The sequence below is a fragment of the Virgibacillus salarius genome, from assembly GCF_039521925.1.
GTDB lineage: Bacteria > Bacillota > Bacilli > Bacillales > Amphibacillaceae > Virgibacillus > Virgibacillus salarius.
On sequence record NZ_BAAACY010000008.1, the window covers coordinates 22,723 to 46,772 of the forward strand.

39 protein-coding genes and 1 pseudogene are annotated in these 24,050 nt (G+C 37.4%); 1 reads left to right on the top strand and 39 read right to left on the bottom strand.

The window, feature by feature from the left end:
* Window positions 1-3 precede the first annotated feature (3 nt).
* The 27 genes from ABDZ84_RS01175 to ABDZ84_RS01305 all read right to left on the bottom strand — a co-directional run bounded on the left by ABDZ84_RS01175 (window position 4) and on the right by ABDZ84_RS01305 (window position 18,416).
* Window positions 4-3,510: a tape measure protein gene (locus tag ABDZ84_RS01175; RefSeq protein WP_343779496.1), complete on the bottom strand. Its 3,507-nt coding sequence runs from the start codon at window positions 3,508-3,510 to the stop codon at window positions 4-6.
* The gene (locus tag ABDZ84_RS01180) at window positions 3,511-4,080 is read right to left on the bottom strand and encodes a Gp15 family bacteriophage protein (protein WP_281949730.1); all 570 of its coding nucleotides are present in this window, start codon (window positions 4,078-4,080) and stop codon (window positions 3,511-3,513) included.
* 14 nt (window positions 4,081-4,094) lie between these two features.
* On the bottom strand, window positions 4,095-4,547 hold the full coding sequence (locus ABDZ84_RS01185) for a hypothetical protein (RefSeq protein ID WP_343779501.1): 453 nt from the start codon (window positions 4,545-4,547) through the stop codon (window positions 4,095-4,097).
* Between the two features lie 120 nt (window positions 4,548-4,667).
* The gene (locus ABDZ84_RS01190) at window positions 4,668-5,174 is read right to left on the bottom strand and encodes a phage tail tube protein (protein WP_343779504.1); all 507 of its coding nucleotides are present in this window, start codon (window positions 5,172-5,174) and stop codon (window positions 4,668-4,670) included.
* 3 nt (window positions 5,175-5,177) lie between these two features.
* A complete protein-coding gene (locus tag ABDZ84_RS01195) occupies window positions 5,178-5,576 on the bottom strand; it encodes a minor capsid protein (RefSeq protein WP_343779507.1) in 399 nt (132 codons plus the stop codon).
* Window positions 5,576-5,902, bottom strand: coding sequence for a minor capsid protein (locus ABDZ84_RS01200; RefSeq protein ID WP_343779510.1), 327 nt, complete (start codon window positions 5,900-5,902; stop codon window positions 5,576-5,578). The genes ABDZ84_RS01195 and ABDZ84_RS01200 overlap by 1 nt, the downstream gene beginning before the upstream one ends.
* A complete protein-coding gene (locus ABDZ84_RS01205) occupies window positions 5,902-6,243 on the bottom strand; it encodes a putative minor capsid protein (protein ID WP_343779513.1) in 342 nt (113 codons plus the stop codon). Before ABDZ84_RS01205 ends, ABDZ84_RS01200 begins: the two co-directional genes overlap by 1 nt.
* Entirely contained in the window at window positions 6,237-6,647 is a 411-nt protein-coding gene (locus tag ABDZ84_RS01210; protein ID WP_343779515.1) for a head-tail connector protein, read from the bottom strand. The genes ABDZ84_RS01205 and ABDZ84_RS01210 overlap by 7 nt, the downstream gene beginning before the upstream one ends.
* Window positions 6,648-6,678: 31 nt before the next feature.
* Window positions 6,679-6,861, bottom strand: a complete 183-nt coding sequence (locus tag ABDZ84_RS01215) for a hypothetical protein (protein ID WP_281949737.1) — start codon at window positions 6,859-6,861, stop codon at window positions 6,679-6,681.
* 10 nt (window positions 6,862-6,871) lie between these two features.
* On the bottom strand, window positions 6,872-7,315 hold the full coding sequence (locus ABDZ84_RS01220) for an Ig-like domain-containing protein (RefSeq protein WP_343779519.1): 444 nt from the start codon (window positions 7,313-7,315) through the stop codon (window positions 6,872-6,874).
* 80 nt (window positions 7,316-7,395) lie between these two features.
* Complete coding sequence (locus tag ABDZ84_RS01225; protein ID WP_343779522.1) at window positions 7,396-8,289, bottom strand: phage capsid protein; 894 nt, start codon at window positions 8,287-8,289, stop codon at window positions 7,396-7,398.
* Between the two features lie 20 nt (window positions 8,290-8,309).
* Window positions 8,310-8,906 (bottom strand): phage scaffolding protein, encoded by a 597-nt coding sequence (locus ABDZ84_RS01230; protein WP_343779525.1) that lies wholly within the window; start codon window positions 8,904-8,906, stop codon window positions 8,310-8,312.
* 144 nt (window positions 8,907-9,050) lie between these two features.
* Window positions 9,051-10,211, bottom strand: a complete 1,161-nt coding sequence (locus ABDZ84_RS01235) for a phage minor capsid protein (protein ID WP_343779527.1) — start codon at window positions 10,209-10,211, stop codon at window positions 9,051-9,053.
* Window positions 10,212-10,391 (bottom strand): hypothetical protein, encoded by a 180-nt coding sequence (locus ABDZ84_RS01240; RefSeq protein ID WP_343779529.1) that lies wholly within the window; start codon window positions 10,389-10,391, stop codon window positions 10,212-10,214.
* Window positions 10,392-10,395: 4 nt separating this feature from the next.
* Window positions 10,396-11,916, bottom strand: a complete 1,521-nt coding sequence (locus ABDZ84_RS01245) for a phage portal protein (protein ID WP_343779532.1) — start codon at window positions 11,914-11,916, stop codon at window positions 10,396-10,398.
* Between the two features lie 62 nt (window positions 11,917-11,978).
* Entirely contained in the window at window positions 11,979-13,331 is a 1,353-nt protein-coding gene (locus ABDZ84_RS01250; protein ID WP_343779534.1) for a PBSX family phage terminase large subunit, read from the bottom strand.
* Window positions 13,324-14,067, bottom strand: a complete 744-nt coding sequence (terS, locus tag ABDZ84_RS01255) for a phage terminase small subunit (protein ID WP_425542066.1) — start codon at window positions 14,065-14,067, stop codon at window positions 13,324-13,326. The genes ABDZ84_RS01250 and terS overlap by 8 nt, the downstream gene beginning before the upstream one ends.
* Before the next feature lie 70 nt (window positions 14,068-14,137).
* Complete coding sequence (locus tag ABDZ84_RS01260) at window positions 14,138-14,563, bottom strand: hypothetical protein (RefSeq protein WP_343779537.1); 426 nt, start codon at window positions 14,561-14,563, stop codon at window positions 14,138-14,140.
* Window positions 14,564-14,859: 296 nt separating this feature from the next.
* On the bottom strand, window positions 14,860-15,318 hold the full coding sequence (locus tag ABDZ84_RS01265; protein ID WP_121605401.1) for an RNA polymerase sigma factor: 459 nt from the start codon (window positions 15,316-15,318) through the stop codon (window positions 14,860-14,862).
* A gap of 111 nt (window positions 15,319-15,429) precedes the next feature.
* Window positions 15,430-15,585, bottom strand: coding sequence for a hypothetical protein (locus tag ABDZ84_RS01270; RefSeq protein WP_343779540.1), 156 nt, complete (start codon window positions 15,583-15,585; stop codon window positions 15,430-15,432).
* Window positions 15,586-15,708: 123 nt separating this feature from the next.
* Window positions 15,709-15,933 (bottom strand): hypothetical protein, encoded by a 225-nt coding sequence (locus ABDZ84_RS01275; protein WP_121605402.1) that lies wholly within the window; start codon window positions 15,931-15,933, stop codon window positions 15,709-15,711.
* A gap of 13 nt (window positions 15,934-15,946) precedes the next feature.
* The gene (locus ABDZ84_RS01280) at window positions 15,947-16,111 is read right to left on the bottom strand and encodes a DUF3954 domain-containing protein (protein ID WP_205388669.1); all 165 of its coding nucleotides are present in this window, start codon (window positions 16,109-16,111) and stop codon (window positions 15,947-15,949) included.
* 107 nt (window positions 16,112-16,218) lie between these two features.
* Entirely contained in the window at window positions 16,219-16,572 is a 354-nt protein-coding gene (locus ABDZ84_RS01285) for a RusA family crossover junction endodeoxyribonuclease (RefSeq protein ID WP_343779547.1), read from the bottom strand.
* Entirely contained in the window at window positions 16,565-16,936 is a 372-nt protein-coding gene (locus tag ABDZ84_RS01290; RefSeq protein WP_343779549.1) for a hypothetical protein, read from the bottom strand. The genes ABDZ84_RS01285 and ABDZ84_RS01290 overlap by 8 nt, the downstream gene beginning before the upstream one ends.
* Before the next feature lie 13 nt (window positions 16,937-16,949).
* The gene (locus tag ABDZ84_RS01295; RefSeq protein ID WP_281949750.1) at window positions 16,950-17,096 is read right to left on the bottom strand and encodes a hypothetical protein; all 147 of its coding nucleotides are present in this window, start codon (window positions 17,094-17,096) and stop codon (window positions 16,950-16,952) included.
* Window positions 17,097-17,098: 2 nt separating this feature from the next.
* Window positions 17,099-17,692, bottom strand: a complete 594-nt coding sequence (locus ABDZ84_RS01300; RefSeq protein WP_343779553.1) for a dUTP diphosphatase — start codon at window positions 17,690-17,692, stop codon at window positions 17,099-17,101.
* Window positions 17,649-18,416, bottom strand: a complete 768-nt coding sequence (locus tag ABDZ84_RS01305) for a hypothetical protein (RefSeq protein ID WP_343779556.1) — start codon at window positions 18,414-18,416, stop codon at window positions 17,649-17,651. Before ABDZ84_RS01305 ends, ABDZ84_RS01300 begins: the two co-directional genes overlap by 44 nt.
* A gap of 108 nt (window positions 18,417-18,524) precedes the next feature.
* Between ABDZ84_RS01305 and ABDZ84_RS01310 the strand changes: the two genes are divergently transcribed.
* Entirely contained in the window at window positions 18,525-18,677 is a 153-nt protein-coding gene (locus tag ABDZ84_RS01310; protein ID WP_343779559.1) for a ribbon-helix-helix domain-containing protein, read from the top strand.
* Window positions 18,678-18,687: 10 nt separating this feature from the next.
* Here the strand turns inward: ABDZ84_RS01310 and ABDZ84_RS01315 are convergent.
* From ABDZ84_RS01315 to ABDZ84_RS01370, 12 genes and pseudogenes are all read right to left on the bottom strand, one after another.
* A pseudogene (locus ABDZ84_RS01315) lies at window positions 18,688-18,828 on the bottom strand (dUTP diphosphatase); the annotation flags it as partial.
* Window positions 18,825-19,742: a DNA cytosine methyltransferase gene (locus tag ABDZ84_RS01320; protein WP_343779561.1), complete on the bottom strand. Its 918-nt coding sequence runs from the start codon at window positions 19,740-19,742 to the stop codon at window positions 18,825-18,827. The pseudogene ABDZ84_RS01315 and the gene ABDZ84_RS01320, both read right to left, overlap by 4 nt.
* 2 nt (window positions 19,743-19,744) lie before the next feature.
* Entirely contained in the window at window positions 19,745-19,918 is a 174-nt protein-coding gene (locus tag ABDZ84_RS01325) for a hypothetical protein (RefSeq protein ID WP_162986447.1), read from the bottom strand.
* Window positions 19,915-20,424, bottom strand: a complete 510-nt coding sequence (locus ABDZ84_RS01330) for a YopX family protein (protein ID WP_343779564.1) — start codon at window positions 20,422-20,424, stop codon at window positions 19,915-19,917. Before ABDZ84_RS01330 ends, ABDZ84_RS01325 begins: the two co-directional genes overlap by 4 nt.
* Window positions 20,425-20,462: 38 nt before the next feature.
* Entirely contained in the window at window positions 20,463-20,687 is a 225-nt protein-coding gene (locus ABDZ84_RS01335) for a hypothetical protein (RefSeq protein ID WP_343779567.1), read from the bottom strand.
* Window positions 20,684-20,989, bottom strand: a complete 306-nt coding sequence (locus ABDZ84_RS01340) for a hypothetical protein (protein ID WP_343779570.1) — start codon at window positions 20,987-20,989, stop codon at window positions 20,684-20,686. The genes ABDZ84_RS01335 and ABDZ84_RS01340 overlap by 4 nt, the downstream gene beginning before the upstream one ends.
* 2 nt (window positions 20,990-20,991) lie before the next feature.
* Window positions 20,992-21,351 carry a BC1872 family protein gene (locus ABDZ84_RS01345; protein WP_343779573.1) on the bottom strand — a complete coding sequence of 120 codons (360 nt, stop codon included), beginning with the start codon at window positions 21,349-21,351 and terminating at the stop codon, window positions 20,992-20,994.
* Between the two features lie 2 nt (window positions 21,352-21,353).
* On the bottom strand, window positions 21,354-21,722 hold the full coding sequence (locus ABDZ84_RS01350; protein ID WP_281949756.1) for a hypothetical protein: 369 nt from the start codon (window positions 21,720-21,722) through the stop codon (window positions 21,354-21,356).
* A complete protein-coding gene (locus ABDZ84_RS01355; protein ID WP_343779576.1) occupies window positions 21,703-21,981 on the bottom strand; it encodes a hypothetical protein in 279 nt (92 codons plus the stop codon). The genes ABDZ84_RS01350 and ABDZ84_RS01355 overlap by 20 nt, the downstream gene beginning before the upstream one ends.
* Window positions 21,982-22,134: 153 nt before the next feature.
* Window positions 22,135-22,308 carry a DUF6011 domain-containing protein gene (locus tag ABDZ84_RS01360; protein ID WP_162986467.1) on the bottom strand — a complete coding sequence of 58 codons (174 nt, stop codon included), beginning with the start codon at window positions 22,306-22,308 and terminating at the stop codon, window positions 22,135-22,137.
* Window positions 22,309-22,310: 2 nt separating this feature from the next.
* Complete coding sequence (locus ABDZ84_RS01365; protein WP_343779580.1) at window positions 22,311-23,279, bottom strand: DnaA ATPase domain-containing protein; 969 nt, start codon at window positions 23,277-23,279, stop codon at window positions 22,311-22,313.
* Window positions 23,161-24,036 carry a phage replisome organizer N-terminal domain-containing protein gene (locus ABDZ84_RS01370; RefSeq protein WP_343779583.1) on the bottom strand — a complete coding sequence of 292 codons (876 nt, stop codon included), beginning with the start codon at window positions 24,034-24,036 and terminating at the stop codon, window positions 23,161-23,163. The genes ABDZ84_RS01365 and ABDZ84_RS01370 overlap by 119 nt, the downstream gene beginning before the upstream one ends.
* Window positions 24,037-24,050: the final 14 nt, after the last annotated feature.

Here is a 24,050-nt window from a genome sequence, read left to right on the forward strand (position 1 = left end):
AGATTATGTTGCCCCCCTAAATCTATTTTTAACGCCTTCATCTCTATCAATGTTTTCTTTTACAGGTCTCCACAAGACTTCTCCTGCATAATGACCATCTATTAATACCTCTGATGGTTCAATTACAATTTTTTGCTCTCTGTTTATGTTAGCGACTGGCATTTGAACACCTTTTAAAGCATTAGTAACTTGATTTCTAGAACTTGTGTATGCCATTTTTGATGTACCTAATGCCTTTTCTGGAGTAGAGGCCAACATCATACCACTTGATAATTTATCAAGCTCTTTATATACAGATTTTGCATTGTCTTTAATCCCTACAGCTATTCCTTCAGGGATCCATTTACCAACATCGTCCCTCATTAATCTTGATGGAGAATGAATCCTTAAAGCGTTTCTCATGGTGCCTGCCACTCGGTTTGCTATGCTTCTTGCTGTTGACATAACTCGACCACTTCCAGCTCGTAAGCCTTGATTTAATCCAGCCATGGCATTGCTTCCAACTGACCTAAGTTGTCCTTTTGTACGGTTAAACGACGTTACTAATCTTGTCGCTAATATTTTCATTACTCTGGTTTGTGCATTTGCGCCAGACTTCAATCTATTAAACATGTTTTTCATAGATTTTTGAGTGATTTCTGGCAGTTTCTTAAGTGAATTTTCGATAATCTTAACCGATCTGTCATAGCCTTTTGTAATACTTTTAAAGCTTTTATTAGAACTGCGTAAAACAGAATCGAACATCTTTCGAACAGCTTGAATAACCTTTGAAGTACCGTTATTGATGCCTAAGACTAGACCTTCTGTGACGTCAATCCCGATTTTTTTAAACACCCTTGATGGACTATGACTATCCAATGCTTTCTTTGCAGAATTGGCTGTATCATCCGCCATTTTTTCAGAAGCATTTTCTGCTTGTTTAGAACCTTTTTCGATTCCACCTGCCATACCCTCGGGTGCAGATCTTCCGATTGATTCAAAGTTAGCTGATTTTATTTTTTGTGACAGTGATTCTTCCATGCCTGTCACCAAATGACCAACCGCTTCCATAACACCAGATTCTTCTATGCCTAATGACTTACTTAAAGCATTTGTTGCTGTTTCTCCACCTTTTGAGAATGCCTCACTTAAATTCGCTAATTCTTCATCTGACGCATTAACTAGAGCATTTACATGTCCAGCTGATTCGGGACCAGCTTCCCTTAAAGTGTTTAATAAGCCCTCATCCACACCACGTTCAGCTAAGGTAGCAATGTTTTCAGACCATTCGCTTATAATGCGTTGGTTTTCCTGAAGGTTAGTAGTCATTTCTTGCACAGATATTTCCGATTTTTCACTAAGAGTATTAAACATATCTGTTGCTTTCTCTTTGTAACCTTCCCATGCTGATTTCATGGATTCTATTGTTTCCTGTTGTGATTCTGATAGCTCTTCGAATTTGATGATCTGATTTGTAACTCCATTTTGTGTAGCCTCTGTTATAGCCTCCATAGATGCGGTAAACTGTTCTTCGGTTTCTGCTTGTTGATTACCTAAATTAGCTATAGTTTCTTTTAGCTCTTTTTCCTTCTCGTCCAGCTTCTCTACTTCATCTTTATGTTCACTGGCTTTCACGGATCCATCTTCAAGCTTCTGATTCCATTCTTCTCGGAGGTCGTTTGTTTCAGCTAACTTTCCTTCAACCTCTGCTTGTTCTGCTAGGATTTCAGTTAACCTTTCTTGAGCTTCTTGAGCTTTTTCTTGCTCTTTCATTAAATCGATTCTAGCCTGCATCTTTTCGGAAGACATATTCAAAGCGTTCGCTTCAGCATCATAAGCTAGATTTAACCCTTCTACAGACCCATTAAGTTGTTCGATGTAGGAATTGAGCATTTCCTTCTCTGCTGCTGACTTGTTTTCTTTTGCTGCCAAGTCCTCAACTTTACTTGCCAATTCTTCATTAGCTTTAGCCGCCGCTTTCGTTTCACTCTGATTCTTCTTGTAAGCTTCTGCGGATTGCTCCACCTCGTTATTTAATGAATCCACAGAATCGGTCATTTTTTCGGTTTCCTCAGTAAGTCTTTCTCCTTCTTCGGTTGCTTTATTAAACCATTTAACTATACCTACAACAGCACCAGCCAAAGCACCTATACCAGCTGTTACCCAACCGACTGGACCCATCATAAACTTTAGTGCTTTTCCAAGAGTTCTTGAAGCTGCTGCTCCTGCTGTTTTGGCAAGGGTACTCAACTTAATTTGTTTTGTAAGTAATAATTCCGCTTGCGTTGCTGTTACTAACATCACAGTCCTTGCTTTCCCAGCCACTGTTGAAGCTTTTTCAGCAACCGTGTTTGTAAGATGTGATGCTGTGTTTTTCTTTATCGCCATTGTATAAAGTTTTTTTACGGCAGTTACTGCTATCGTGACAGCTTTCGATGCTTTTAACGCATCAGTTGTCTTATTTATTACTACATGTATCGCAAATGCCGTGGCCATTCCCATCAACACTGGAGACAATTTCTTTATAACTGGTATTGTTGCACTTACCACATTTCCAAAAGCTTTAAAAAACGGAACAGTTGCTTCTATCGCTCCTTGAATCACCTTGAATGATGCGTTAACTATACCCTTTAAACTATCAATGTTTTCCGCTATGTCCTTGCCCGTAACTTCTCTTGATAGTTTGTTAAAAGAATCAATAATATTCGCTATACCTCTAGCAGCTGCATTCTTTAAGTTTCCAAGTGATGTAGCTATGCCTAAGGTGTTTTCCTTAGCTAGTTTTGCCATGTCTCCAGTACCGGTACCAATTTCAATTAATTTGTCATTAAATTCATCAATAGTAATCGATCCATCTTGTAACGCCTTATACAAATCATTCTTAGCACTTTTTCCAGCGAATCCAAAGGATTCAGCTATTTTTACTAATCCAACGTCCATGGTTTCGGATAATGTTTGCCACGTATCCATTTCTACTTTTCCTGTTTGTAGAACCTTAAGATATTGTTCTGTACCTCGTTGGGCATCGGCCGCACTAGAACCCGAACCTAATAATGCGTTGTTGAGAGCTAATGCAGTATCTGTTGCCTTATCCATATCATCAAAAGACGTATACATTCGTTGCGCTGTAGAAGATATTTCGTCCAGTTTAGTTGGCAACCCATCTATTCCATCTGACAGTTTCTCCATGGCACGTTCAGAATCTTCAGCAGAGACACCTAGTGCTTGTAAAACTTTAGGGAACTGGTTAAGCGTATCAAAACGACTTATTGCATCATCCATCGATGCTTTTAAAGTTTGAAATGCTGCAGCACCAATTGCTACAAGCCCAAGTGCTGTGGCAAACTTTTTAATGTTTCCACTTGCTTTAGTTGATTCTTTCCCAACATCTTTCAAGCTATCTTCCGCTGTTCCGACTCCTTTTCCTGCGTCATTACCAGCAGTTTCTAAGTTGTCTAGACTTTTTGATGCAACATCAACCTGTTTTCCATCTACTTCTATTGCAATTTTAATGCTTCCATCTGCACCCACCTAATCCACCTCCTCCCACTCTTCGTTATCTTCTAGCGCATAAACCTTTTGTAGTTCACGCATGGCTTTTTTGTATTCGGTCGACTCATCTTGGCTCGGCTCCCACATTCTGATCTGGATAATGCGTTGCATAAATGTGTCAGAAGGTAATCCACTCAATAATGCTTGAAATTCGTGCCAGTGTAATTTACCTTGTTGCTCAAATAAGTTCATATTGTAGGCTTGTTTAAACGAAGCAAAGATATATTTGGCATCTTTATCTAAGTTAATAAAGTTTTTCTCTTCTTCCTCTTTCATAGGTAATGGATTACCTAATCTGTCATATTCAATCGGTTTTTTGCTTTCAATCTTGATAAATTCCTCATAGATGTAATTCCATAAATTTATAGCTTTTTCACCTTTGAATGTTGTTTCGTTTAAGAGCAAGGCAAGACATATTTCAGCCTTTTCGTGTTCTCTAAGGGCTTTATCATCAAGTTGATCAAACACATCCAGAACGTTGTCAAAAGATAAATCTATAGCATACTCATTTCCTTCATATACAAAAGAAGTGACTAAAGGGTCGTTCAACCGCATTTAATCACCTACTTCTTTTTAGCTTTTTTGTTTAAGGCTTCGTTTTTCTTTTCTTCGATTTGCTCTGAACGTTCTGCTTCTTGCTCGTCTATCTTTTTAGCAATAGCAAGCCCGACAACATTCAAGGCTTTTTCTAGTGCTATGATGTCAGGATATTTTTTGTAGATTTTCTTGAATTGGCCATCTCCAAAGATAATGTCGTATTGAGCTGCGATAAATTCTTTGTTTACATCCAAGGCTGCATCTACTGTTTTGATATCTATATTCTCTACCTCAACGTCATCCGGGAAATGGATATGTTTTGCCTTTTCCTGTGCTTCCTTTAGCTTTTCTTGAGCTAGTTCTTCAACATTGAAGAATCGTCTTAAATTTTCTAATGAACTGTCAAACCATAATCCGACTTCGCCGATTTTTACAGGGAATCCAGTCCTGTTAATATCTATTTTCACTTCTTGAGTCATTACGATGTCCTCCTTATACATAAATAGAGACGCCTATATTAGACGCCTCTACTGATATTTATGTTAGTTCAACAATAGCCCCATCTGTAGTTGGTTCGACATTGTTAACAGATGGGGTAGTTACTCCCCCGGTGTCGTTAAGTCTGTTTTTTTTGGTAGTGAGTCAAATCGAATATTACAGCTAAATGTTTCATACGCACTTGCATCGCCTGCACCTGCTACAATTGCAGATACAGTTGCCCTTCCAACCCATTCCGTATTACCATCAGCAGACACGACTTTATGCCATATTTTCCGACCATCACCAGTTTTGTACTTTAAGCTTGCAATTAATGCTTGTGCTGGATCTTCTGGATCATAAAACCCTTCGGGTGTGTAAGCTCCTGCTACAGAAATAACATCTGTTTCCGGCGTACCATCTCCATCATAGAATGCGGTCTCTTCTGTTCCTTCCTGTGTGTCATCTCCAATGGTTGAAATGTATTTAGCTAATTCTAGCCATTCTGTTCCCGGTTCTTCTGTTCCTGGTACGTACTCTTGAACAAAGTGTCCGCGTAATGCGTTTTTCTTTCTTGCGAAAAATTGAATATTAAGTGGCAAAAAATTTGGTTCCTTTTGTTTCTCCATTTTCTATTCCTCCTCTTTGAATACAGTTATATTTGCTTGCACATTCAATAAAAAAACAAACCATCCTTGTTCATCAGCATTATTGATGAACGGTTTGTTAGTAATGATTAATTCTTCAAATTCAAAGCTATTATCTTGGCTTTCTAGTTCTGTGAGATTCTCTAGTTCAGTCTGTATAGCCCAAAGTGATTGGTGTATCTTACTTTGCACCTTAGATTTCATGGCTATTTCATAATTAAGTTGTTGGTCTGTGGTGCCATCCATGTACTGCGTGACAATTTGTGAGCCTGGTAATGGATATAACACCAGCGATTCATCAGCACCTAGATATCCCATTTTACTCTCAATCGGCAACTGATCAATTGAGTTAATACGTTCATTAAGCCGTTGCATAAAATCCATTACCAATCAGCTCCTTTTTTAAATGCATCAATCCATGATGACATAAAGAGACGTTTTGCTTTCATATCCCATCTTGGACCCGTACCTGGTGTAGTGTAGTTGTACATGGGTAAATAAAATAACCTTGCAGCATATGGCATGTTGTAATTGATTCCTTTTCCGTCAATATCAACTGTTGCACTTTGCCTTAAAATCCCTTCATCCATTGGTACAAACGGATTCATATCTGCCAGTGCTTGGTTAGCAAAAGCGTATCTACCATGCTTCACGTTATTTTGACTGATCTTTTTTCTGGCTCCACTTAAATTAATGTCAACCCGAACCATCAGACCACCTCTAACTCATACGAATAGATGGTTTTAGAGTAGGCTTCATAAATCGGAATAACCTTGGTTAACTTGTGGTCAATTCCATCAAAACGAAGCACAGATTCAGCTTTAAATGCTGGTAGTGGTGTTGTAATGCCCTCATAGCAAAAAACAACCGCATTATATAGCAGTTGCTTTCCGGATGCGCTAGAGCTGTACTCCGCACCTCTATCTATCCTACAATGATTTATTTTTACTGGATCTGCATACTCTGGTTCAGACCAATCGTTTTCTCCTAAATACTCTTTATACAAAAAAGAGTCAATACAAAAATCTAGTGGAGGTTTGGGCATTACCATGTCTTCACCCCTACACCAGCATAAAGCAATCCAGTTCCTTCTAGATAAATAAAGATATCCTCGGCTATTAACGGTTTACTCTCATTAGAACCGTTCGGTTTATAACGACTAGCATTAGATACGCTTGTTCGTCCAGCAGAGAACGTCTGTGGTGCGTTATTGATAGATTCGAAGGTTGTTGCACCTAATTCATGAAAGTACTCAATCTGACTGCATAGGCCAAGCTTAAATTGACGTACACGCCATTTATTATCCTTTTCAATGTCATATCGTTTGTAGAAATGACTTGTTAAGTTATCTAGTATTGCTGATGCTTTTGGCAATAACTTGGTGAACTCAACATTATTAATGTCAATAGCCTTTTCGGTTAACTCTTCAAATTCTTGAAATGTGAGATAGGCCATAATCTCCCCCTCCTAACAAAAAAGAGGAAGACTACTTGTCCTCCCCCTTGTTATTCCTTTTATCAATTCTTTCTAAAAACTTACCATCCCATTTTTGAAGATTGGTAATTGCTTCGTTTCCTCGTTTAACTGTCATAGTAACCTCTTGCCCAGGTCGATAGATTGTATGACTATACTTGTCCTTAAATGATTTCAAAACCTTGTATTTAGCCATTCACATCACCTTACCCTACTGGCACAGTTACAGTAACATCACAACTAGCTGTGAAACTACCATCGTTCGTGGTCACAGTAATCGTTGCACTACCTTCAGCTACAGCAGTAACTAACCCATTACTATCAACCGTCGCAACAGCTTCATCACTAGATGACCATGTAACCCCTTTGTCTGTTGCGTTGGATGGTGAAATAGTTTCGGTCAACTGTTGAGTTGCTCCTTCTTCCACTTCTGCTGTTGCAGGATCAACGCTTACACCCGTAACTGCTATTGGTAGTGTTTGGAATGCAGGAATATCCACCTTTGCACTTTCTTGATCCTCAACTACTCTAGTTACTTGGTATTCTCCTGCTGCTACACTTGTGTCTGGACCCACCCCTGTGATTTCAAGAGGGCTTACACCCTCCAAAACCACATTTTCGCCTTTATAAATTCTAAATGTATCTGGCATTATATCACTCCTCTATTTTCATGTAAGTTCAATGACTGCCCCGTCAGTCGTTGGCGTGACATTGTTAATATCGGGGTTGGTTACTCCCCCGCCGCACCATCAGTTACTTTGATAACTGCCTTTTTGTTAGCAGGAAGGATAAACTCCCCTGCTTTACCAGCACCTTGGAATGCTACACCGTCAAAGTCCTCTGATTCGATTGTGCGTGCTGTGTTAATACCAGTGAACTGTTTACCAACACCAACAATAGAGGTATAAGCATATTCTCCATCTTGGAATTTTGTTTCTGGAACTTTCTTAATAGCAAAATCCTTGAATTGTAAAATGTTGTTAGTATCAACATTTGCACCAGAACGTTTTGCAGTAGTTGTAATTGGGTGGTCAACAATCGCATTATAAAGAGCTGGTTTAACCCACGCCATCTTAGTGCCAATAGCTTCCATGTTCGTGTAAGCTTCGTTCAAGTCATTGAACAGTTTCAATACTGCATCACTTGATAGATCAGCTAACGTCATTGCTTGGTCTGCATTTTGAGAAATAAATAAACCGCCTTTATTGTCAAACTTCTGAACCTTAGCCTGTGCTTGCAATTCTGAACGGTCTGCAATCGTTGCTTGGAAGTCATTATTAACCGTGTGACGGTCAATTCCTTCATGATAAGTCCATTCCCAAGTATAAGGAACATCTGTGTCTGTATAGATGATTTCTTGACGTTCTCCAAAACGACTAGATTTACCTGTTCCTGTACCAAAACCTACATTTGCATCTTTGTTGTACTCTGTTCCAATAACTACTGGAATATCACTTGTTTTGATAGAGAAAGCTGTTTTATTGTGCGTAACACCGTCTAATGCCTCCAGACCACCACCAAAAAACTCTGAAAAATATGCTTGTTTTTGATATACAGCTTGTAATAATTCTTTGAATTGCTTTTGATAACTGCGTACTGCTTGATTATTGTTTTCTCCTGCCATTTTTACATTCCCTCTTTCTTTTAATTGTATTTTGCTAGTTTTGCAGCAAACGGATCATCATTCCCTGCGTTGTTTCCACCGTTGGGATTGCCTGGATTGACAATTTGTGGTGAATTTGGTGCTGGTTCATCTGATTCAAACAAAAATGGACTAGTTTCTTTAATCGTTTTTAATTGGTCGTCAAAGCCTTTAAGTGTGTCACCATCCAACTTGATTGTGTCCATATCTAATAAAGACTTGATAGCTTTCAATGAGTGAGAAACGTCATCATCCTTACCTTTTTTAGGATTAGCACTTCCTAACGCTTTTTCAATAGCATGATTAAATGCTTGTTGCTCAAGTTTCTCCTCATACTCTGTCTTAGTTGTCTCATTTTGTTGCTTCAATTCATCAATCTTCGCTGTTAATTCCTCATTGTCTTTAGCTTTTTCACCAAGTTCTTCAAGCTGTGTATCTCGGTCAGCGATTTGTTGCTTGTAATCTTCAATCTGACTTTCGAGGCCGTCTACTTTGTCAGCTTTTTCCTTGATTGAATTTACTACTTTGCCATGGCTGGTCATTACCTTATCAATCTGTTCATCTGACAAACCTAATTCTTTTAATTCCTCTCTATTCATCTTTCATTCCTCCTACATTTGTTAACGCAGTAAAGTCTGCGATGGATTAGCCATTTAACGCATGGCTGCGATTTAATGCATAATAAATAAGCCTTTTAATGACATGCTAAGGTCAAGCCAATATATGGCCATCAAGATACAGGATCACGCTCCTTTATAAGAAAATCCCTCTAGCAACGTGTCTAAAGGTGTATATACCTTTTCTCGCTTATAATTACGACTTAAATACTTAGCATTCTCTGCTAAGTGGTCACGCATAGCCTTTTGACGTCTACGCACCATCTGTTTCCAATGACCAGCCTTATCACTTCCTAATTCCTCAGCAACCATAAGATTTTTCTTGTACTTAACAATCTCTCTTTCAATGCGACGCTGTGTATCTCTTGCTTTCGCTACCTTTTTGTTTAATTCATCGTCATAATTAGGTTGATTATTCTTATTCACTCCCGGAACAAAAGGTATATGCAAATGACGACAATTAACTCCTCGATGCCCACCAGCTGTTCCGTATTCAGCTCCCCAATAAGGGTCATATATAGATTTATATTTACTGTCAGCTGGTATCTCGCTTGGACGCCTTAAATCTACAACATACCCTTGTATAATTGAACACTGATTACGAGCCCCTGCATGACTTGTAACAAGAACCGTATGAACGTCATATTCAGCCATACGCTCGGTTCTTAGCTCATTATAGGTATTGCCAAGGGTAGACTTTAAAACAGTTCGTGTGTAGCCTTCTAGGCTCCACGTATGACCGCCTTTATCTGTTAAAGTGGTACGAATCCCCTTTTGTGCCAAGTCTGTTATAGCCCTCTCAAGTGATTGCTCAAACGTATAAACACCTGTGTTAAACATAGCTGATGTTTTATTCAACACTCTTTGGTAGGCTAATTGCGCTACACCTATACCATATTGTGTCGTGATAAGAGTTTGATTAACATAATTATCTATTTCACTCCACGCTTGGTTATTATATGCCTGCATGACAGTGTCCAGATTGTTTGGCATAGGCTTTGTGCTGTATGGCATAGCCTTATCTATATCTTGCACGATGCCTAAGCCAGTCTCTTCAAACATTCTCTTAATCTCTGGCTCTGCAACGTTAGTGACTTTGGATAACAGCTTTACAACCTCATTGTTGAATAAACGCAACTCATTTAACTTTTGCGCTTGCCATTCCGTTATATCGCTTGACCCCTTATTCAATCGCCTAGCAAGAATGCGTATTATCTCGCCCTCTAATGAGTTATATAGATAGGCCATGTTGCTGGACCAAATATCTAGTTGTGTTGGAGTGATCATTTAGTACACCTCTGTTTTTATAACAACTTCACTACTCAAAGGTGCACGTTTGATCCAATACCTTCCGTATATGCCATATTGACATTTTGGTTTCACATAATACCATTTTCCGCCTTTAAAGGAACGATAAAATCTAAGCTTACTAAGATAGTATTTAATTTCCCAAATTAGTCGCTTCATTTAATCACTCCCCAGCACCAAATAGGTTGTTATTAGCTTGATTATCCATTTCAGAAGCATCCATTCCCATTTCCTCTGCTCGAATCTCTTTTACCCATTGCTCAGCTGTATCTTTTGGCACTTTAAATATACGTTGGATAATCTCAACAGTAGGAATAACACCAAATGTCTTAGCCTTGCCATAAAAGTCTAGCAATGCTGTTCTATCTTGGAACACACCATCATCAAAATCGACACCAATGTGTTCCGCTGTCGGAATCTCACCATTGAATAGTGGCTCACCATTCCATGTGGTAGCTTTGGCTAGTTCTAGAGTAGAAATAACAAGTCCTTTAATAAACTGCTCTACCTCATACACATGGTCATTCCTTGTACGATAAGTTAGGCTGTTTTCACTAACCACCTCGGTTGCTGTTTTAACAGATTGTCCATCAAAAGAGAACGTACCAACAGATAGCTTAAGTTCCATTTCAAGTGTTCTTAGCGATTGATTTATTGCTGATATATATTGTTCAGTCCGAATGTCGCTAGTTACATCTTTCACCGGTTCTTTCCCATCGCCCATATGGGCTGATTTATATACATTGACATCTGGATCAAACACTTGTTTAGGAGGATTGCCAGCTTCATCCGGTATCGTGCTTAACATCTGGTCACTTACGAATACAGTACGCTGTCCCATCTTGATCTCCCACCAGAATTGATCATGTGTATCATTAATTTTGGTTAGTGTTGAAATAGAATTATCCGCAATCCCCAACCCTAATGGACTATGAGGATTGATGTTATTAAACCCAGATGGCTTGAGATAGTTAAAATTCGTTCTTGTGAGCTTTCTAATTGGTGTTTTTTCCTGTAACCCTTCATGCAGCTCACTCAATGGTACACGCTTGCCTATTTCAGCTTTATTATTCGATTTATAAAGTTCGTTGGTAATCAAGTATACATTCTCGTTATTCTCACCTTTAGCCCACTCATGAAACTCTAGCAAAGTGTAATAGATGGTCTTATCATTCTCAATCTTTGTTGTAACAGACTTCATAACTCCTTCCGATATGCCATTACTGTTGCTTCGTAAAGGATAGAATGCATTCGCCAATGCCCAAGAGAATTCCATCTCTCCTGTTGATTGATCCACATATGGTCTTACTGTTAAACCACCCAAAGCAAAGGTAGGTTCTAAGTAGTCTGCTAAGTTCTTTATGAATCTATTATGCTGAAATACATGTTGGATATAATCATTAGCAGAATGAAATGTATTGTTTTTATCTTTCTCGTCTGCATCCGATACAACGACACTACATTGCTCGTTAAATACAAGGCCAGCTAGAACATCAGCGCTTAATTTACGCATGTTGAGTGGCATGTAATCACGCTCTCTTAATTCTCCATCTGAATTGATATATTCTACTTTTGGATAATCCCCTGCGTACTGTCTCATGTTTCGCTCAATCCTAGCTAACTCTGCTGGATCTATATTCACTTTAGGATGGTCATTGATTGTCTTAAGCATTTGTCCTGACAAAGCATATCCTCCTCTCTTGAATAGGTTTTTAATGCGCTGGATAAGGTCCACATCTTCACCTCCTAGACTTTTAACCTAAAGTCACGTGCATTCGATAGACATAAATAAATGAATTGGTCACAAGTATGGTCATCCTCTTTTATAACTTCTGGATTGTCACTGTTTATAGTTTCCTCTTTCCATGAGAATTTCTTATGTTCTTCAATGAAAATGTCATTACTATCCGCATGCTTCATTCCTGTAGGATACGGATTTTTAAGATAATAAAAACGACCTTGTGCTAAAAGGTCGATAGGGTAGTCGATCATATCCACTTTCTTTTTCTTTGCTACAGGCTCTAAATGTTGTCGATAATCTTTATAATATTGGTTCCTTAAAGCTCCCTCAGCACTATCAATGGTACGCTTCATTATCCTAGCACCACGCCAATATTCTTGTGTAGATGTTTTTGTTATAAATTCATTTAAGTCTTTAGACAAATCGCTAGGCGCTTTTTTATTTGCTTTACCTGCTGGGCTGTAGTAGTAGGTATTCAACAGGATAACTTTCCCTTTAGCCGTCAACCCGTAACAACCGTGAGTGGTAGCTGATTGAGAATGTCCACCATCTGTAGAATAATACAAAGCTATTATCCTATCATCTGAAGGTAACTCTTTTAATTCGTTAAACAGATTCATATTATATACGTTTGTTCCAAGTCCAACAGGCTCACCCAAGTAAATGTAACGGTAATAGTCATAATCATTCTGCCTGATACGTTCAATGTCTGCTAACATCTGCTCTGTAACAAATCCTAGTTCGTCATCAAGATAACTAGATTGATGTACCAGGTACTCATCTTCTCCAACCATTCCATCTGCCCATTCATTAATCCAGTGATATGGGTTTCTAGGTGGGTTGTAAGACCAGAAGAACTGAACAAACTTTGCTAATTCATGCTTTTGGCGCATAAATGTAACATTTGATTGATCGAAATCTTCTTGACTGCCAAACTCTGCTGCTTCTTCATACCAAACAGCAATAATATCCTCAATATCATTTGATTTTAACTTTTGAAAATCATCTTGCCCATAAAAATAAAATGTAGATCCAGTTTTTTTATGCGTTATTTTAAATGGTGATACAGTAGGCTTAAAACGATTACTCATACCAAAGAGTTTTATTGCCCATTGAATCTTGTTAAAAACAGAGTCACGAATTGTATTGCCAACTTTACGAATAACAACTACATTAGCTTTTTCACCCCTCAGGATGTACATAAGCATCATAAATACAAGTTTTAGAGCAATAACCGATGATTTAAAAGAGTTACGCCCACCTTTTAGAATGTTATAAGGTTTATTTGACGTCCATACGTCTTTAAAGTGTGGGTTAATGTTTTTCTGCACATTAAATACTATTCTTTTCTTACTCATCATTATCGCTCCACTCATCGACAATGACGATTTCTTCTAACTCTTCTTCTGTATGTTCTTTTGTTATTCGTTCTGATTCTGCTTTCGTTTTATCAATAGTAGCCCTTATTTTCTCTATTTCTAACAATCTATAATCATCGGCATGGGCCATTTCATAAAACTGTTTTAGCATGCTTCGCAATTCACCCATAGCACGACTTTGAGAATTTAAAAAATTCGCTTGTTTATCCCAAGCGAATTGTAATTCGTATTCTTCTTCAATTGGAACCTGCTTTACTTCCTCACCCATAGGAATGACCTCGTACTTTGATTTCTTTAGTTCCTTTGTCAAATCATCCTTGTTCTCTACATGCATAATCTGTTGCGCTCTCACAATTTGAGCGAACTGCATCTTAATGTTCATCCAAAGGATATCTAATGGAGAAATACTATCAATATCATTCACTATATCCAGCGTTTCTTCTGGTAGGTATTTAGCAAATAAACCGTGAGTGACAGCATTGCTATTGTTTTGCGGAGCGCCACCTTTATTGCCTAATGCGTTTTTATTACCAGGTTGACCACCTTTTTTTGTGTGCACACTTTTTTCTTTGGGTGCACCCTTATTTCGTTCCCAACCATGCCTGCGTTTCCATGACTTTACTGTATTAATTGATACTCCATGTTTAGCAGCAATGTCTTTATATTTCATGCCTTTTATATAATCTTTTTCAGCTAGTTTATGAGTTTCTGCCACTACATCATCACCCACCCCCATATATATTCGAGTTGTTTTGTAATATAAAAAAGCACCCATTAGGATGCTCTTATTGTTTTTGTTCTAATAATTTATAGATTTCTTCTATTTTCTTTTTGAGTGTATCTTCCCTATAATGATTAGTGTCTTTTTGATTATCGAATAGTAGAGTTTGCCCATCTTCGAGAAATATTTCTAACTGTAAGGCATGACGGTCGGTCAATCTCAATTCATAAGATAAAATTCTACTATGTTGCCATATTTGTGTATTAATAGTTTTTGAAAATGATACTTTCGCTATCTTTGTTTTAGTGAAAAAATAAAAACATTCTAATCCTTTTTCTGTAAAAATTCCTTTCGGATAAAATACTTCATGATCTGTTATAAATGATGATTTTACAGTGTCATGAAAATAATCATCCACCAAGTTTTTATTAGTTTCAGAGAATTCTACTTGATGCAGATTATTCATTACCTCTACATAATCTAAACTCATTACAACACCCCCTTCCAACGATAAGTTTCGCCAAAAGAGGACTATTATCCTGCATAAATTGTCATTTCGTGTAAAAAAACAGCACCCAAGCCCTCGCTAAACTTGGATGCACCATTTACATATCCTAGTACAATATATCGTAACCGATCACTCACTGACCCCAGGTAATCAATGAGCGTATAATCCGACAGGATTATTATTTCATGTCGTGCAATGACAAACGACCGATACCTGAACGGACTATATATAGTGTTAGAACGGGAGATTGTTGCCTCACCGACCTCCCTTCCAGTTTATCACGCTGAATTTTTATCCAACAAATCGAGCAAGAAGTGGCATTTTTGGCATATTTGGCACAGCATATCTTCTTTCATTGCTCTGATCTTATTTCTGTTTATTCCTAAATGATCTGCAATAGAACGGTAGCTCATACCTTCCATCATGCAATCGAGAATAATTTGATGTTGTTCATCCTCTAGGTAATCTACCATTATTTCTATAGTCAAAACCTTTTCTTTATATTCCTTCCATCGGTTATACAACCTAGTTTCTCTAGCATCCATTTCATCAATTTCTTTAGGACTTTTAATATTTACATTTGGTTTAGGCATAGCAGCTTCAATTCCATATTGAGCTACTCCCACCGATTTTATGCTTATTCCCTTTACTCCCCACAAAATATCATGTAATCTGTCCATTTCCTTCTTTCTCCAATGGTATTGATAAATTAGATTTTCTACTTGTTTTTTGTTCATTAAACCCAGCCCCCACTTTGAATAATGATTGTACATAATCGCTCCGTTTTACAGGAGATAGTGCGCCCACTCGTTTATCTTTTCTGTATTCACTGACTTTCCATTGATACATTACAGCCACACCAAACTTGCGAAAAATAGAGCCAATGTAATTGCGAATACGAAAGCCATATTATCTTGTAATTTTTTATCTTCTTTCTCTCCGACTATTCCTAATAAGCTAACAACAATAATAATTAATCCAATAATTTGAAATGCTAATATCATATTGATTCCTCCCACTCGGTTGCAAAAATCGATTAAATTTGTAAAATAGTTGCAACGATATAAAAAGGACACCAAACGCAGCTTAATGCTGTCATTCAGTGCCCTGGTTGTTCCAGTAGCTTGTTATTTAATTTTATGTCTTTCTGCTTTAAACAATAATTCCATTTGATTTCTATCAGCTTTAATCCATTCGCCATAAGAAAATCCGCAATCAAGACACTGATAATCCATATACCAATAACCCTCTTTGCTATTTATTCCTTGGCTACAACAACTTCTTACGACTTTCCCATTGTGACTACAAAACAATTGTTTGATTCTAGCTTTAAAACTTACATGCAATTTCATTTTATTAAGCCCCTCACTTAGTATACTTAACCTCATACCTACCAAGCTTGCCATCTTGCCACTTCTGAATAACCTCACCAAACCCCGTTGGAGGCTTATCCATTTTTTCTAGTTTCCCTTGAACAACTCGATAGACTGCATCCTCATTCAAATCCACAGTTGCTTTTGATTCTTTCATGACCTAACCCCCACTTTTTAAAATAGAGCCAATCTGAGCGTTTCTATTAATTAAATGAGTAAAACTATTAACCTGTTATAAAAACGCCCAAAATCGACACGTACGTTCTAAATTTGATGTAATTCAACCTTTATTCTTGGATTATCTTTATCAACTTCAAAATGATGATTGATATTCCCGATCTGTTTCCAACCGTCATTCTTAATGATTTTTGCTTTAACAAGCCCATCTAGTATAAATTTTGTTCCAGCAGCTATATTGTCTTTATCCTTTCGCATATCTTTGCAATACCAGGTAATATCAACATCGGTTCGCTCTAACTTAGGAAGCTTTCTAGCATGCAACATGACTAATGCTGTATAATCCTTTTTCATGTTTGCATAAGCGATTGGATGTGATTTACTAGCTTTTATGATTTCGTTCAGTGTTGGCAATGTGCCAGGTATCGTAAATTCAAGCATTTTCAATCAACCAATTTCCGTTAAATAATTCTTCCCAGCTGAACCGACCAAAGTATGACAAAGGATCTGTTCCTTTTAATTCAAGTTGAGATCCATCTGCTGGATCAATAAAATATACCTGTTTGCCATCATTTCTTCTCGCATTCATGGCTTCATCAAATGTTACATAGTTCGGTTCAATCCTCCACAATGCATTAAGAATTTTAGGTTCCATTGCTACTATGCCTTGCGGATAATCCACATATTCTAAATTTCCATTTAAAGCTTTAGTTATTTTTATATTTGAATCTTGACTAATGGCGATCTCTCTAACTTTTAAGCTATTCATCATTTCACCAGCAGTAAGCCATGTTTCTTCACTCATGTTTATTACCCCCTCAACCATTCCAGATAGGTTTTATATTGTGTTCTTTGCAGTATTCGTAATAATCACCTTGCATCGCATCTGCTAAACCGTACATTTCAGCGAAGATAGGATTCCATTCGTCATCATGTTCTTTTTTATACCATTCTGTGAAGGTCATAATTAATACCCATTTGCTTGCCTTTCATGGTTCACTTTGTTTTTATCTAGATAGGCTTGTTCTATTTGCTCCCAGGTGAATCCTAAATGTTCTTCACCTAAACCTACAAAACACTCAAATACGTTGTTAAATGCTTCTTCAATATCTTGTAATGTAATTGTTGCAGGTAAATTTACATCTAAATAGTAATGTATTGCAGATACGTAAGAAAATAATTCATTGAATGTTTCTATTGGTGTCGCCCCTGTCAAATCATCTTCAACAATTATGTTTTCCGGTTTTATTCCTAATTCCAACCCAATCGACAATATAAAGTGGAGACAATCTACGTATTCTTCTAGTAGTGGGTTTTGTCTTACCCAGTGATTTCCCCCTTGATCTACAGGACGATATTCTAAATAGTCATCTTCTCCTCTTGGTCGTTGATCACTACTCCAAAACTTAAACCCTCTCCAATTTTGTGCCAACTCCCCAAGTTCAACTTGGAGAGCTAATATTTTTTTAGGTAATAAATCCTCATTTTTTAAGTTTGGGAATCTTTCTAATATGTGATTATCTAACTCTTTTTGCATGTTGAACAATTTTTCTAAGTTCACTTTCATCGACCTCCAATTTGTATTTATCCCATTTAGATTCACTGCCAAAAGTAAATGAAACAGTCACACCTTTTATTTCTTCTTTTGGTACTAATAAAAATTCAATCGGAAAATTATTATCATCAAGTGCTATCAAAAGATAATGTGAACAATTTTGATTTTTGGCTGTAAATGAATATTGTATTTTTCCGTTTGGTCTAAACCTTCTATTTGATGTTTTTACATCAATTTTTAACCCCTTCCAATCTATGTCATAGGGATAGTGTGTGGTTATCTCATTCATATCTTTTGAACCTTCAAATAATCCAAGAGCTATCCTTTCTCCATACCTACCAATCCCAACTTCTAAATCTAATGGTTTATTATCATGAGAAAATTTAAATTCTTTTAATGCGCTAAGTTTGTCTATAACAGTTCTAGTTGAACAGTTATACTTTTTCGCAATTTTATTAACACTTTTCAATTCTTCATAATCCTTTAATACATTTGACCAATCCGTTATAGATAATGATGTATCTATTCCCCTCTTTTTTAACTGATGATATACAGCTTGAAGCGAGCAACCGTATTTTCTTGCAACTAATTCAAGAGTTCCGAGTTCTTGATAATCAACTTCTAAACTAGACCAATCAAAACGATTTTTAGCTTTATTTGGATTATGACCCTTAGCCCATATGCTTTTCTTACCTATTTCTTTTCCGCAACCACATTTACAATAATTCATATTTTCACCTCTAAAGTTATATATCTTATATAACTAATTATACCAAATATACGTTCCCTTGTCTATATAAGTTATATAACTTATAATATTAAACAAGAGGTGATATTAATGGCTATTGATAAAGAAAAAAATACGCAAATTCTTGTAACATTCTCAAATGAAGATGTAGAAAAAATTGAAAAGTATTGGCATGATAATAAAATTAAAAATCGCAGTGAGACTATTAGAGAATTAGTGAGAAAAGGTTTAGAGAGCAAATAAGCTCTCTTTACCATTCATTAGCTAACTCTCCTAATTCAACTTGTAAAGCTAGTATCTTTTTATCTAGCAAGTCCTGTCCTTCCAGACCTTTTTCTCTTTCTATCCTTGTATCTAATTCCTTTTGAATGGGGAATAATTTATCTAAGTTCATTGTTTGACCTCCTGTAATTTTTCAATCTCTACAATTGCTTTAAATATTGGATATATTTGTTGTGGTACTACTGCGTTGCCTAGTGCTATTAATCTACTCTCGTCCAATTTTGTGGAAAGCCCATCATCCACTCCACAAACTGGGGGTTTATTTTCTTCCCAATATGATCTGGATGATTTTCCCCAATTGAACCCGGCAATGCTTTCCCGTGTGTTCCTTCCCTCTCTGATTTGGTTAAATGTCTGATTGGTTTGTAATTTTGGCTTGCTGTCGGAGTTGCATAAAAGAACTTTATCAATCTCCCTAATCCGACTGACCCGTCTTTCCCGTTTTGATTCACTTTCCTCGGCATTCCGTTTTTGGTTATTCTGAATCTGTCGTTCTTTCCTATTACTGAACCCATTGTCGCATCTGCTGTTGTTGGAGTGGGCAACAATGAATGTTCGTTTTCGTTCGTGTTTGGCGTTGACGGCACAAGCTGGTATAACAAATGACTGTGTTTCGTAGCCGATACTTTCCAAGTCAAAAAGCGTTCTGTCGAGTTCCATGTTGACGAAGTTAGCAACATTTTCGCCAACAACCCAACTTGGCTTGATTTCTTCGATGATCCTAAACATTTCTGGCCAGAGGTCGCGGTCATCTTCCGTGCCTTTTCGCTTCCCGGCAATACTGTAAGGTTGGCAAGGGAATCCTCCTGAAATAATGTCAATTGTTCCAACGTCTATGCCCCTTTCCTTTAAGGCTTGTTTATCTAAAATGCGTACATCATCAAATATCGGTACGTCCGGCCAATGCTTGTTTAATACTTTTTGGCAGAATGGCTCTCGTTCACAAAATGCCACGGTTTCTATTCCAGCCCATTCAGCAGCAAGACTAATTCCTCCTATACCTGCGAATAATTCTATAGATTTCATGATCAGAACCACCCAGCATGAGGTGATTTATCTTCAATATTCATTGCTTTTAAAGTAGCCAATTTATGCCTTAATTCTTCGTAAGACTTGCCTTTTACATCGTAATAATCAAACTTGGCTAATTGGTCTATGACATGTGCTGTTTTACTTTGTTCCTCGGTTTGGTATGCCTTCACGTCATTTCCTCCTCTGACGTTACGCCTTCTTCTAGTAGGTGTGGGTGTTCGTGTATATTGCCTAGATAAGTCCAGCTACATTCATGTAATCCGTAGAACATACACACTGGAATTTTTTCTCGTTTAAATCCAACTTCGTCATTCTCGTACCCCATGTATTTTTGAATATAATTATTATTTATTTCAGTTAAACAAACAGCAGCGACTTCCTCGTCGTAATCAAGAACACCAATTATTTCGTTTTCCACTTCATTTCCATCAAACAAGAACTGATGCATACTAACTATGTCGCCTGTATATAATTCTTTGGGTTCTTCGAATTGTTCAACGTCTTTTAATCCTGTGTACTCACTAATGGATTCATAATGCACAGGATGATTTTGTATATACGCCAGCCTGTCAGCGTGATTTATATAAATATCATGGTATTCATCATCATCCGTAATCCACTTATCGCCATTCGCTAATGGTTCAATTGATAGACCTCTTACTTTAATCTTCCTCATTCCATTTCCTCCTTTACCTCCCATTAAGGGAGGGTTATTTATGAATACTTTCCAAAGAACTCTATATGTTTTTCTAATACTTGATTGATGTCCCCCGTTTCAGCCATGTCTATAATTTTGTCACCATCCCAAACAATTGTTTCCCATCGCCAAGACGTGAAATTTTCATTTTCATACTTCCTGTAGATCGTACTGATTCTTTTATTTTTGCCTATTTTGGTATGAATGCTAGTAAACATTCTTGGGTCTGTTTGTCCGTTCATCCCTCTACTCCTTTCAATGCTTTACGTGCTTTTTCTCCCTTATCTTGTACAACTTCTGATTCAATAACTGGAGGAATCACTCGTCTAAAATAGTTATCCTCATCCGCATAAAACTCCAAAATCTGTTTATATTGTTCAATCTCTTCAACCATTGACTTCATGGCTGGTAAATTATTGTAATGATTCAAGTCGCTCAATCGCTTATTATCTTTCTCTAACTCTTTCACACGTTCTTCTAACTCTCCTACATAATTACACTCGCTGCACCTTAACCGTCCATGTGTTTCGCATATTTTATCCATCCTTATACCTCCACACCTACTGTTTTTAGTGCTGCTTTGCATATTGCTAGTGGTAAACTTTCCTGTTGATACGCATAATAGACTTTCTTCGGATCATCAATTGTAGTAGACACCTCTACGTTAATAATGTCTTCTCCAATCGTTATTGATATCTCGAAATAATTTTCTCTAAGTTCCTTAACCACTTGCCAAGCATCTTCTATTCGTTCAGAAGGTGAAAATTCTCTTTCGTTACCAAGAAAGAAGAACGATTGCTCGTTTGGCTCGTCAACTAACCAAGTAGTTGTTCCCACATCATTCTTTATCTCTGTATATCCTAATAATCGTAAAGCAACTAATTGATCTATCTTTCTGTTATCCATCCCTAAACCTCCACATCTACGTTCTTGATTTCTGGCATTTCTCCTAAACGCTCATAAGCTATTTCCTGCATTTCCGATATCATCACATCAACATCATTGCTCTTTTCGATAGCTCGTTTAATAGATTCACCAATTGAATAAAAATATTTAATTGTATCCTCTTTAGTTCCGGTGATCAAAAGAGTCGCAAAATCAAAAGGGATATTTAAGACTCTAGCACCAGTCGTAACCTCAGAAACATTAATTTTATTTCCTATCACTATTGCGCAAAAACGGTATTTCCCAACTTGTATTTCATGACCTACAGCTGGAGTCCATTCTTTAAATGCCAAGTAAAACTGTTGCGGCTGTTCATTTACTGTTATTTTCATCCCTAGACCTCCCAATCCGATAAGCAAACGGACGTTTTATATTTTCTTTTCGTGCTTGATCATACAGAGCTAAAAATATTTCATGTGGATTCCTGGAGTTGATTTCTGCAATATCTTCAATGCTTCTACCGTATTCCCATTGGCTCACGATGTTTTTTAATTGTTTTTCACTGAAAGCAAGTTCCAAATCTTCCAAGATAAATCTATAATTGCCTTTCTTAGGAAGTAGAGGAATATTCTTATCGCTTGCGGTATTCACGCCGACTTACTCCTGTCCAAGCTATCCAGCCATGCCTGCAACCGTTCAATATCGCTATCATCCCGAGAAAAGTCACAGTGATTATCTGGGCAGGGTTTAAATTCAATGCCCCAGCTTGTCCGATATGCAATTCCCCCTGTGTTGTTGCAGGTTTTACACATGGGATTCACCTTCTATCACGTCATAAATAGTCATTTGATTCTTTTCGAATTCTTCGTCTTTCAATGCTTGCAAATGCTTTTCATAACAGACAGGACCATAGCCACGCTCAATGCTCTTTTTATCCTTTAGCCTTCTGCCACAAGTGGCGCATTCTGTGTGTTGCATGTTCAAGCTCCTTTCCGTAATCTATAGTCTTTGCCTTCGACTTTATATAAATAATCTCCGCACATTCCTAGCAATCTACTTGATGCAGCATAACCGATCTTATCCGCTAAGGTTCCTGTATCTTCGTTAGAACTAAATATAATTGGCTTTTTGTGTAAGTACCGCTCATTGATAATTTTGTAATAGAGACCCTCTTTTGATTCCGAATGCTTTGATTTTCCTAGATCATCCCAAACCAGTACATCAGCTTGTAGTGCGCTTTCTGTTAATTTATTAAGGGTTTCTCCACCATCACTTGCCATTTTTGCGCTAGTAAGATCATCCATAAAAGTAACGTCCGATACACAAAGCACCCTGCAACCACGATCAAATTTCGATTTCTGACCTGGTGCAATTTCATCCCTTACACGAATGCGGTTTAATATCCACTTAGCCGCAGCCATTTGTAAATGTGTTTTGCCGAGTCCGAAGTTATTATGTTCAGCTTTAGCCTGATAACGATCCTCGGCATTCATTGCACGAATTCGACTTTCTCCAAATGAAGCCATAAATCCTATGCTGTTATGTTCTGGCTTATTTTCAATAATGTTTGGAAAGTCCTCTAGATAGTCTTTGATGGCTTTAAATAATGTTTTTTGTACATCACTTTCTAGGACATAGTTATCAAATCGGGCATCCTTAAATTCATCAGGAATTAGTGCATTTTTAAACCTATTTTTTAAGCTTTTCTGCTTAACACAGTGGCAAGGCCTGCCTACATCTTTGAGGATCTTCATAGGCTCTTGTCCTTTTAGTTTTAATTCTTCCTCCACTTTTTCGATCAACATGCCTGTGTCTCTGCAATCTAAACAATTAATGTCCTCCAAAGGCTCTTTCTGCTGCGTCGAGTTCTCGCTTTGCTTGCTCATAGCTTGTGCCCGATCTATTATTTTTTGAATAGCTCCCCCTACGTCCGCGAATCCCTGTGACATTATTGCTTTCCTCCTCTTCTAGTTCCTCTATCGATAATTTTGATTCGTTCTGCCAGTTTCTTAATATACCTTCCACGTAATTCAATCTCCGTTTATTAACAGAGCAAGCTATTTCTAGAGCTTTCAGTATCATTTCACTAGGCTTTTTGAAAGAAGAATCATCTAACCACGACAACAACTGTTTTTTCCCTTGAATGTTGTTGAAACCAAATCCGTTGTTATCCCAAAACTGAGATATGGCAGCTACTTCTTTTTCTTGTTGTTGTTCTTTTTCTCTTTCTTTATCTATATCTCTTTCTAATTCTTCTTCTCTGTCTTCTTCTGTTGCGTGACTGTCACGTGACGTCACACTACCATGTCCCAATCGTTTCTTTTCCCTTTCTCTTTGACGCCTTTTACGTTCTCTGTTTTGTAATCGAATTCGCTCCATGCCTTCAATGTTTTGGTGTTTCTCCCAGTTAGCAATACTTATAAATGAGTTATCATCTATATCAATCATCCCAAAACTCTTAAAAGTTTCTAGAGCAAGTCTTACAGTTCCAATCGGCCTATTAAATATCGTTGCAAGCATTTCATCTGTGTATGGTATATTCTCGTTTAAATAGATATAACCACTTGCATTTGTTTTTCCTGCTTGTGATAGAAGCTTGACCCAAATAATGAGGATGGTGTCAGCTTCTGGCATCTGTTCAATAAGCCTGATCTTTTCGTCCTCAAACATATTTGTACTTAGCTTTATCCACTTCACATCACTCATTACTGAATCTCTCC

Excerpts from the sequence above, each read along its gene's own strand:
- ABDZ84_RS01220 (WP_343779519.1), bottom strand. The coding sequence starts at position 7,315 with ATGCCAGATACATTTAGAATTTATAAAGGCGAAAATGTGGTTTTGGAG.
- ABDZ84_RS01225 (WP_343779522.1), bottom strand. The coding sequence starts at position 8,289 with ATGGCAGGAGAAAACAATAATCAAGCAGTACGCAGTTATCAAAAGCAA.
- ABDZ84_RS01240 (WP_343779529.1), bottom strand. The coding sequence starts at position 10,391 with ATGAAGCGACTAATTTGGGAAATTAAATACTATCTTAGTAAGCTTAGA.
- ABDZ84_RS01185 (WP_343779501.1), bottom strand. The coding sequence starts at position 4,547 with ATGACTCAAGAAGTGAAAATAGATATTAACAGGACTGGATTCCCTGTA.
- ABDZ84_RS01330 (WP_343779564.1), bottom strand. The coding sequence starts at position 20,424 with ATGAGGAAGATTAAAGTAAGAGGTCTATCAATTGAACCATTAGCGAAT.
- ABDZ84_RS01215 (WP_281949737.1), bottom strand. The coding sequence starts at position 6,861 with ATGGCTAAATACAAGGTTTTGAAATCATTTAAGGACAAGTATAGTCAT.
- ABDZ84_RS01345 (WP_343779573.1), bottom strand. The coding sequence starts at position 21,351 with ATGGATAACAGAAAGATAGATCAATTAGTTGCTTTACGATTATTAGGA.
- ABDZ84_RS01190 (WP_343779504.1), bottom strand. The coding sequence starts at position 5,174 with ATGGAGAAACAAAAGGAACCAAATTTTTTGCCACTTAATATTCAATTT.
- ABDZ84_RS01295 (WP_281949750.1), bottom strand. The coding sequence starts at position 17,096 with ATGACCTTCACAGAATGGTATAAAAAAGAACATGATGACGAATGGAAT.
- ABDZ84_RS01350 (WP_281949756.1), bottom strand. The coding sequence starts at position 21,722 with ATGAAAATAACAGTAAATGAACAGCCGCAACAGTTTTACTTGGCATTT.
- ABDZ84_RS01275 (WP_121605402.1), bottom strand. The coding sequence starts at position 15,933 with ATGAAATTGCATGTAAGTTTTAAAGCTAGAATCAAACAATTGTTTTGT.
- ABDZ84_RS01335 (WP_343779567.1), bottom strand. The coding sequence starts at position 20,687 with ATGAACGGACAAACAGACCCAAGAATGTTTACTAGCATTCATACCAAA.
- ABDZ84_RS01365 (WP_343779580.1), bottom strand. The coding sequence starts at position 23,279 with ATGTCACAGGGATTCGCGGACGTAGGGGGAGCTATTCAAAAAATAATA.
- ABDZ84_RS01210 (WP_343779515.1), bottom strand. The coding sequence starts at position 6,647 with ATGGCCTATCTCACATTTCAAGAATTTGAAGAGTTAACCGAAAAGGCT.
- ABDZ84_RS01285 (WP_343779547.1), bottom strand. The coding sequence starts at position 16,572 with ATGCTTGAATTTACGATACCTGGCACATTGCCAACACTGAACGAAATC.
- ABDZ84_RS01320 (WP_343779561.1), bottom strand. The coding sequence starts at position 19,742 with ATGAAATCTATAGAATTATTCGCAGGTATAGGAGGAATTAGTCTTGCT.
- ABDZ84_RS01305 (WP_343779556.1), bottom strand. The coding sequence starts at position 18,416 with ATGAATTATTGTAAATGTGGTTGCGGAAAAGAAATAGGTAAGAAAAGC.
- ABDZ84_RS01205 (WP_343779513.1), bottom strand. The coding sequence starts at position 6,243 with ATGGTAATGCCCAAACCTCCACTAGATTTTTGTATTGACTCTTTTTTG.
- ABDZ84_RS01290 (WP_343779549.1), bottom strand. The coding sequence starts at position 16,936 with ATGAGTGAAGAAACATGGCTTACTGCTGGTGAAATGATGAATAGCTTA.
- ABDZ84_RS01235 (WP_343779527.1), bottom strand. The coding sequence starts at position 10,211 with ATGATCACTCCAACACAACTAGATATTTGGTCCAGCAACATGGCCTAT.
- ABDZ84_RS01310 (WP_343779559.1), top strand. The coding sequence starts at position 18,525 with ATGGCTATTGATAAAGAAAAAAATACGCAAATTCTTGTAACATTCTCA.
- ABDZ84_RS01280 (WP_205388669.1), bottom strand. The coding sequence starts at position 16,111 with ATGAAAGAATCAAAAGCAACTGTGGATTTGAATGAGGATGCAGTCTAT.
- ABDZ84_RS01270 (WP_343779540.1), bottom strand. The coding sequence starts at position 15,585 with ATGATATTAGCATTTCAAATTATTGGATTAATTATTATTGTTGTTAGC.
- ABDZ84_RS01340 (WP_343779570.1), bottom strand. The coding sequence starts at position 20,989 with ATGGATAAAATATGCGAAACACATGGACGGTTAAGGTGCAGCGAGTGT.
- ABDZ84_RS01250 (WP_343779534.1), bottom strand. The coding sequence starts at position 13,331 with ATGAGTAAGAAAAGAATAGTATTTAATGTGCAGAAAAACATTAACCCA.
- ABDZ84_RS01260 (WP_343779537.1), bottom strand. The coding sequence starts at position 14,563 with ATGAGTTTAGATTATGTAGAGGTAATGAATAATCTGCATCAAGTAGAA.
- ABDZ84_RS01265 (WP_121605401.1), bottom strand. The coding sequence starts at position 15,318 with ATGAACAAAAAACAAGTAGAAAATCTAATTTATCAATACCATTGGAGA.
- ABDZ84_RS01360 (WP_162986467.1), bottom strand. The coding sequence starts at position 22,308 with ATGCAACACACAGAATGCGCCACTTGTGGCAGAAGGCTAAAGGATAAA.
- ABDZ84_RS01195 (WP_343779507.1), bottom strand. The coding sequence starts at position 5,576 with ATGGATTTTATGCAACGGCTTAATGAACGTATTAACTCAATTGATCAG.
- ABDZ84_RS01200 (WP_343779510.1), bottom strand. The coding sequence starts at position 5,902 with ATGGTTCGGGTTGACATTAATTTAAGTGGAGCCAGAAAAAAGATCAGT.
- ABDZ84_RS01370 (WP_343779583.1), bottom strand. The coding sequence starts at position 24,036 with ATGAGTGATGTGAAGTGGATAAAGCTAAGTACAAATATGTTTGAGGAC.
- ABDZ84_RS01230 (WP_343779525.1), bottom strand. The coding sequence starts at position 8,906 with ATGAATAGAGAGGAATTAAAAGAATTAGGTTTGTCAGATGAACAGATT.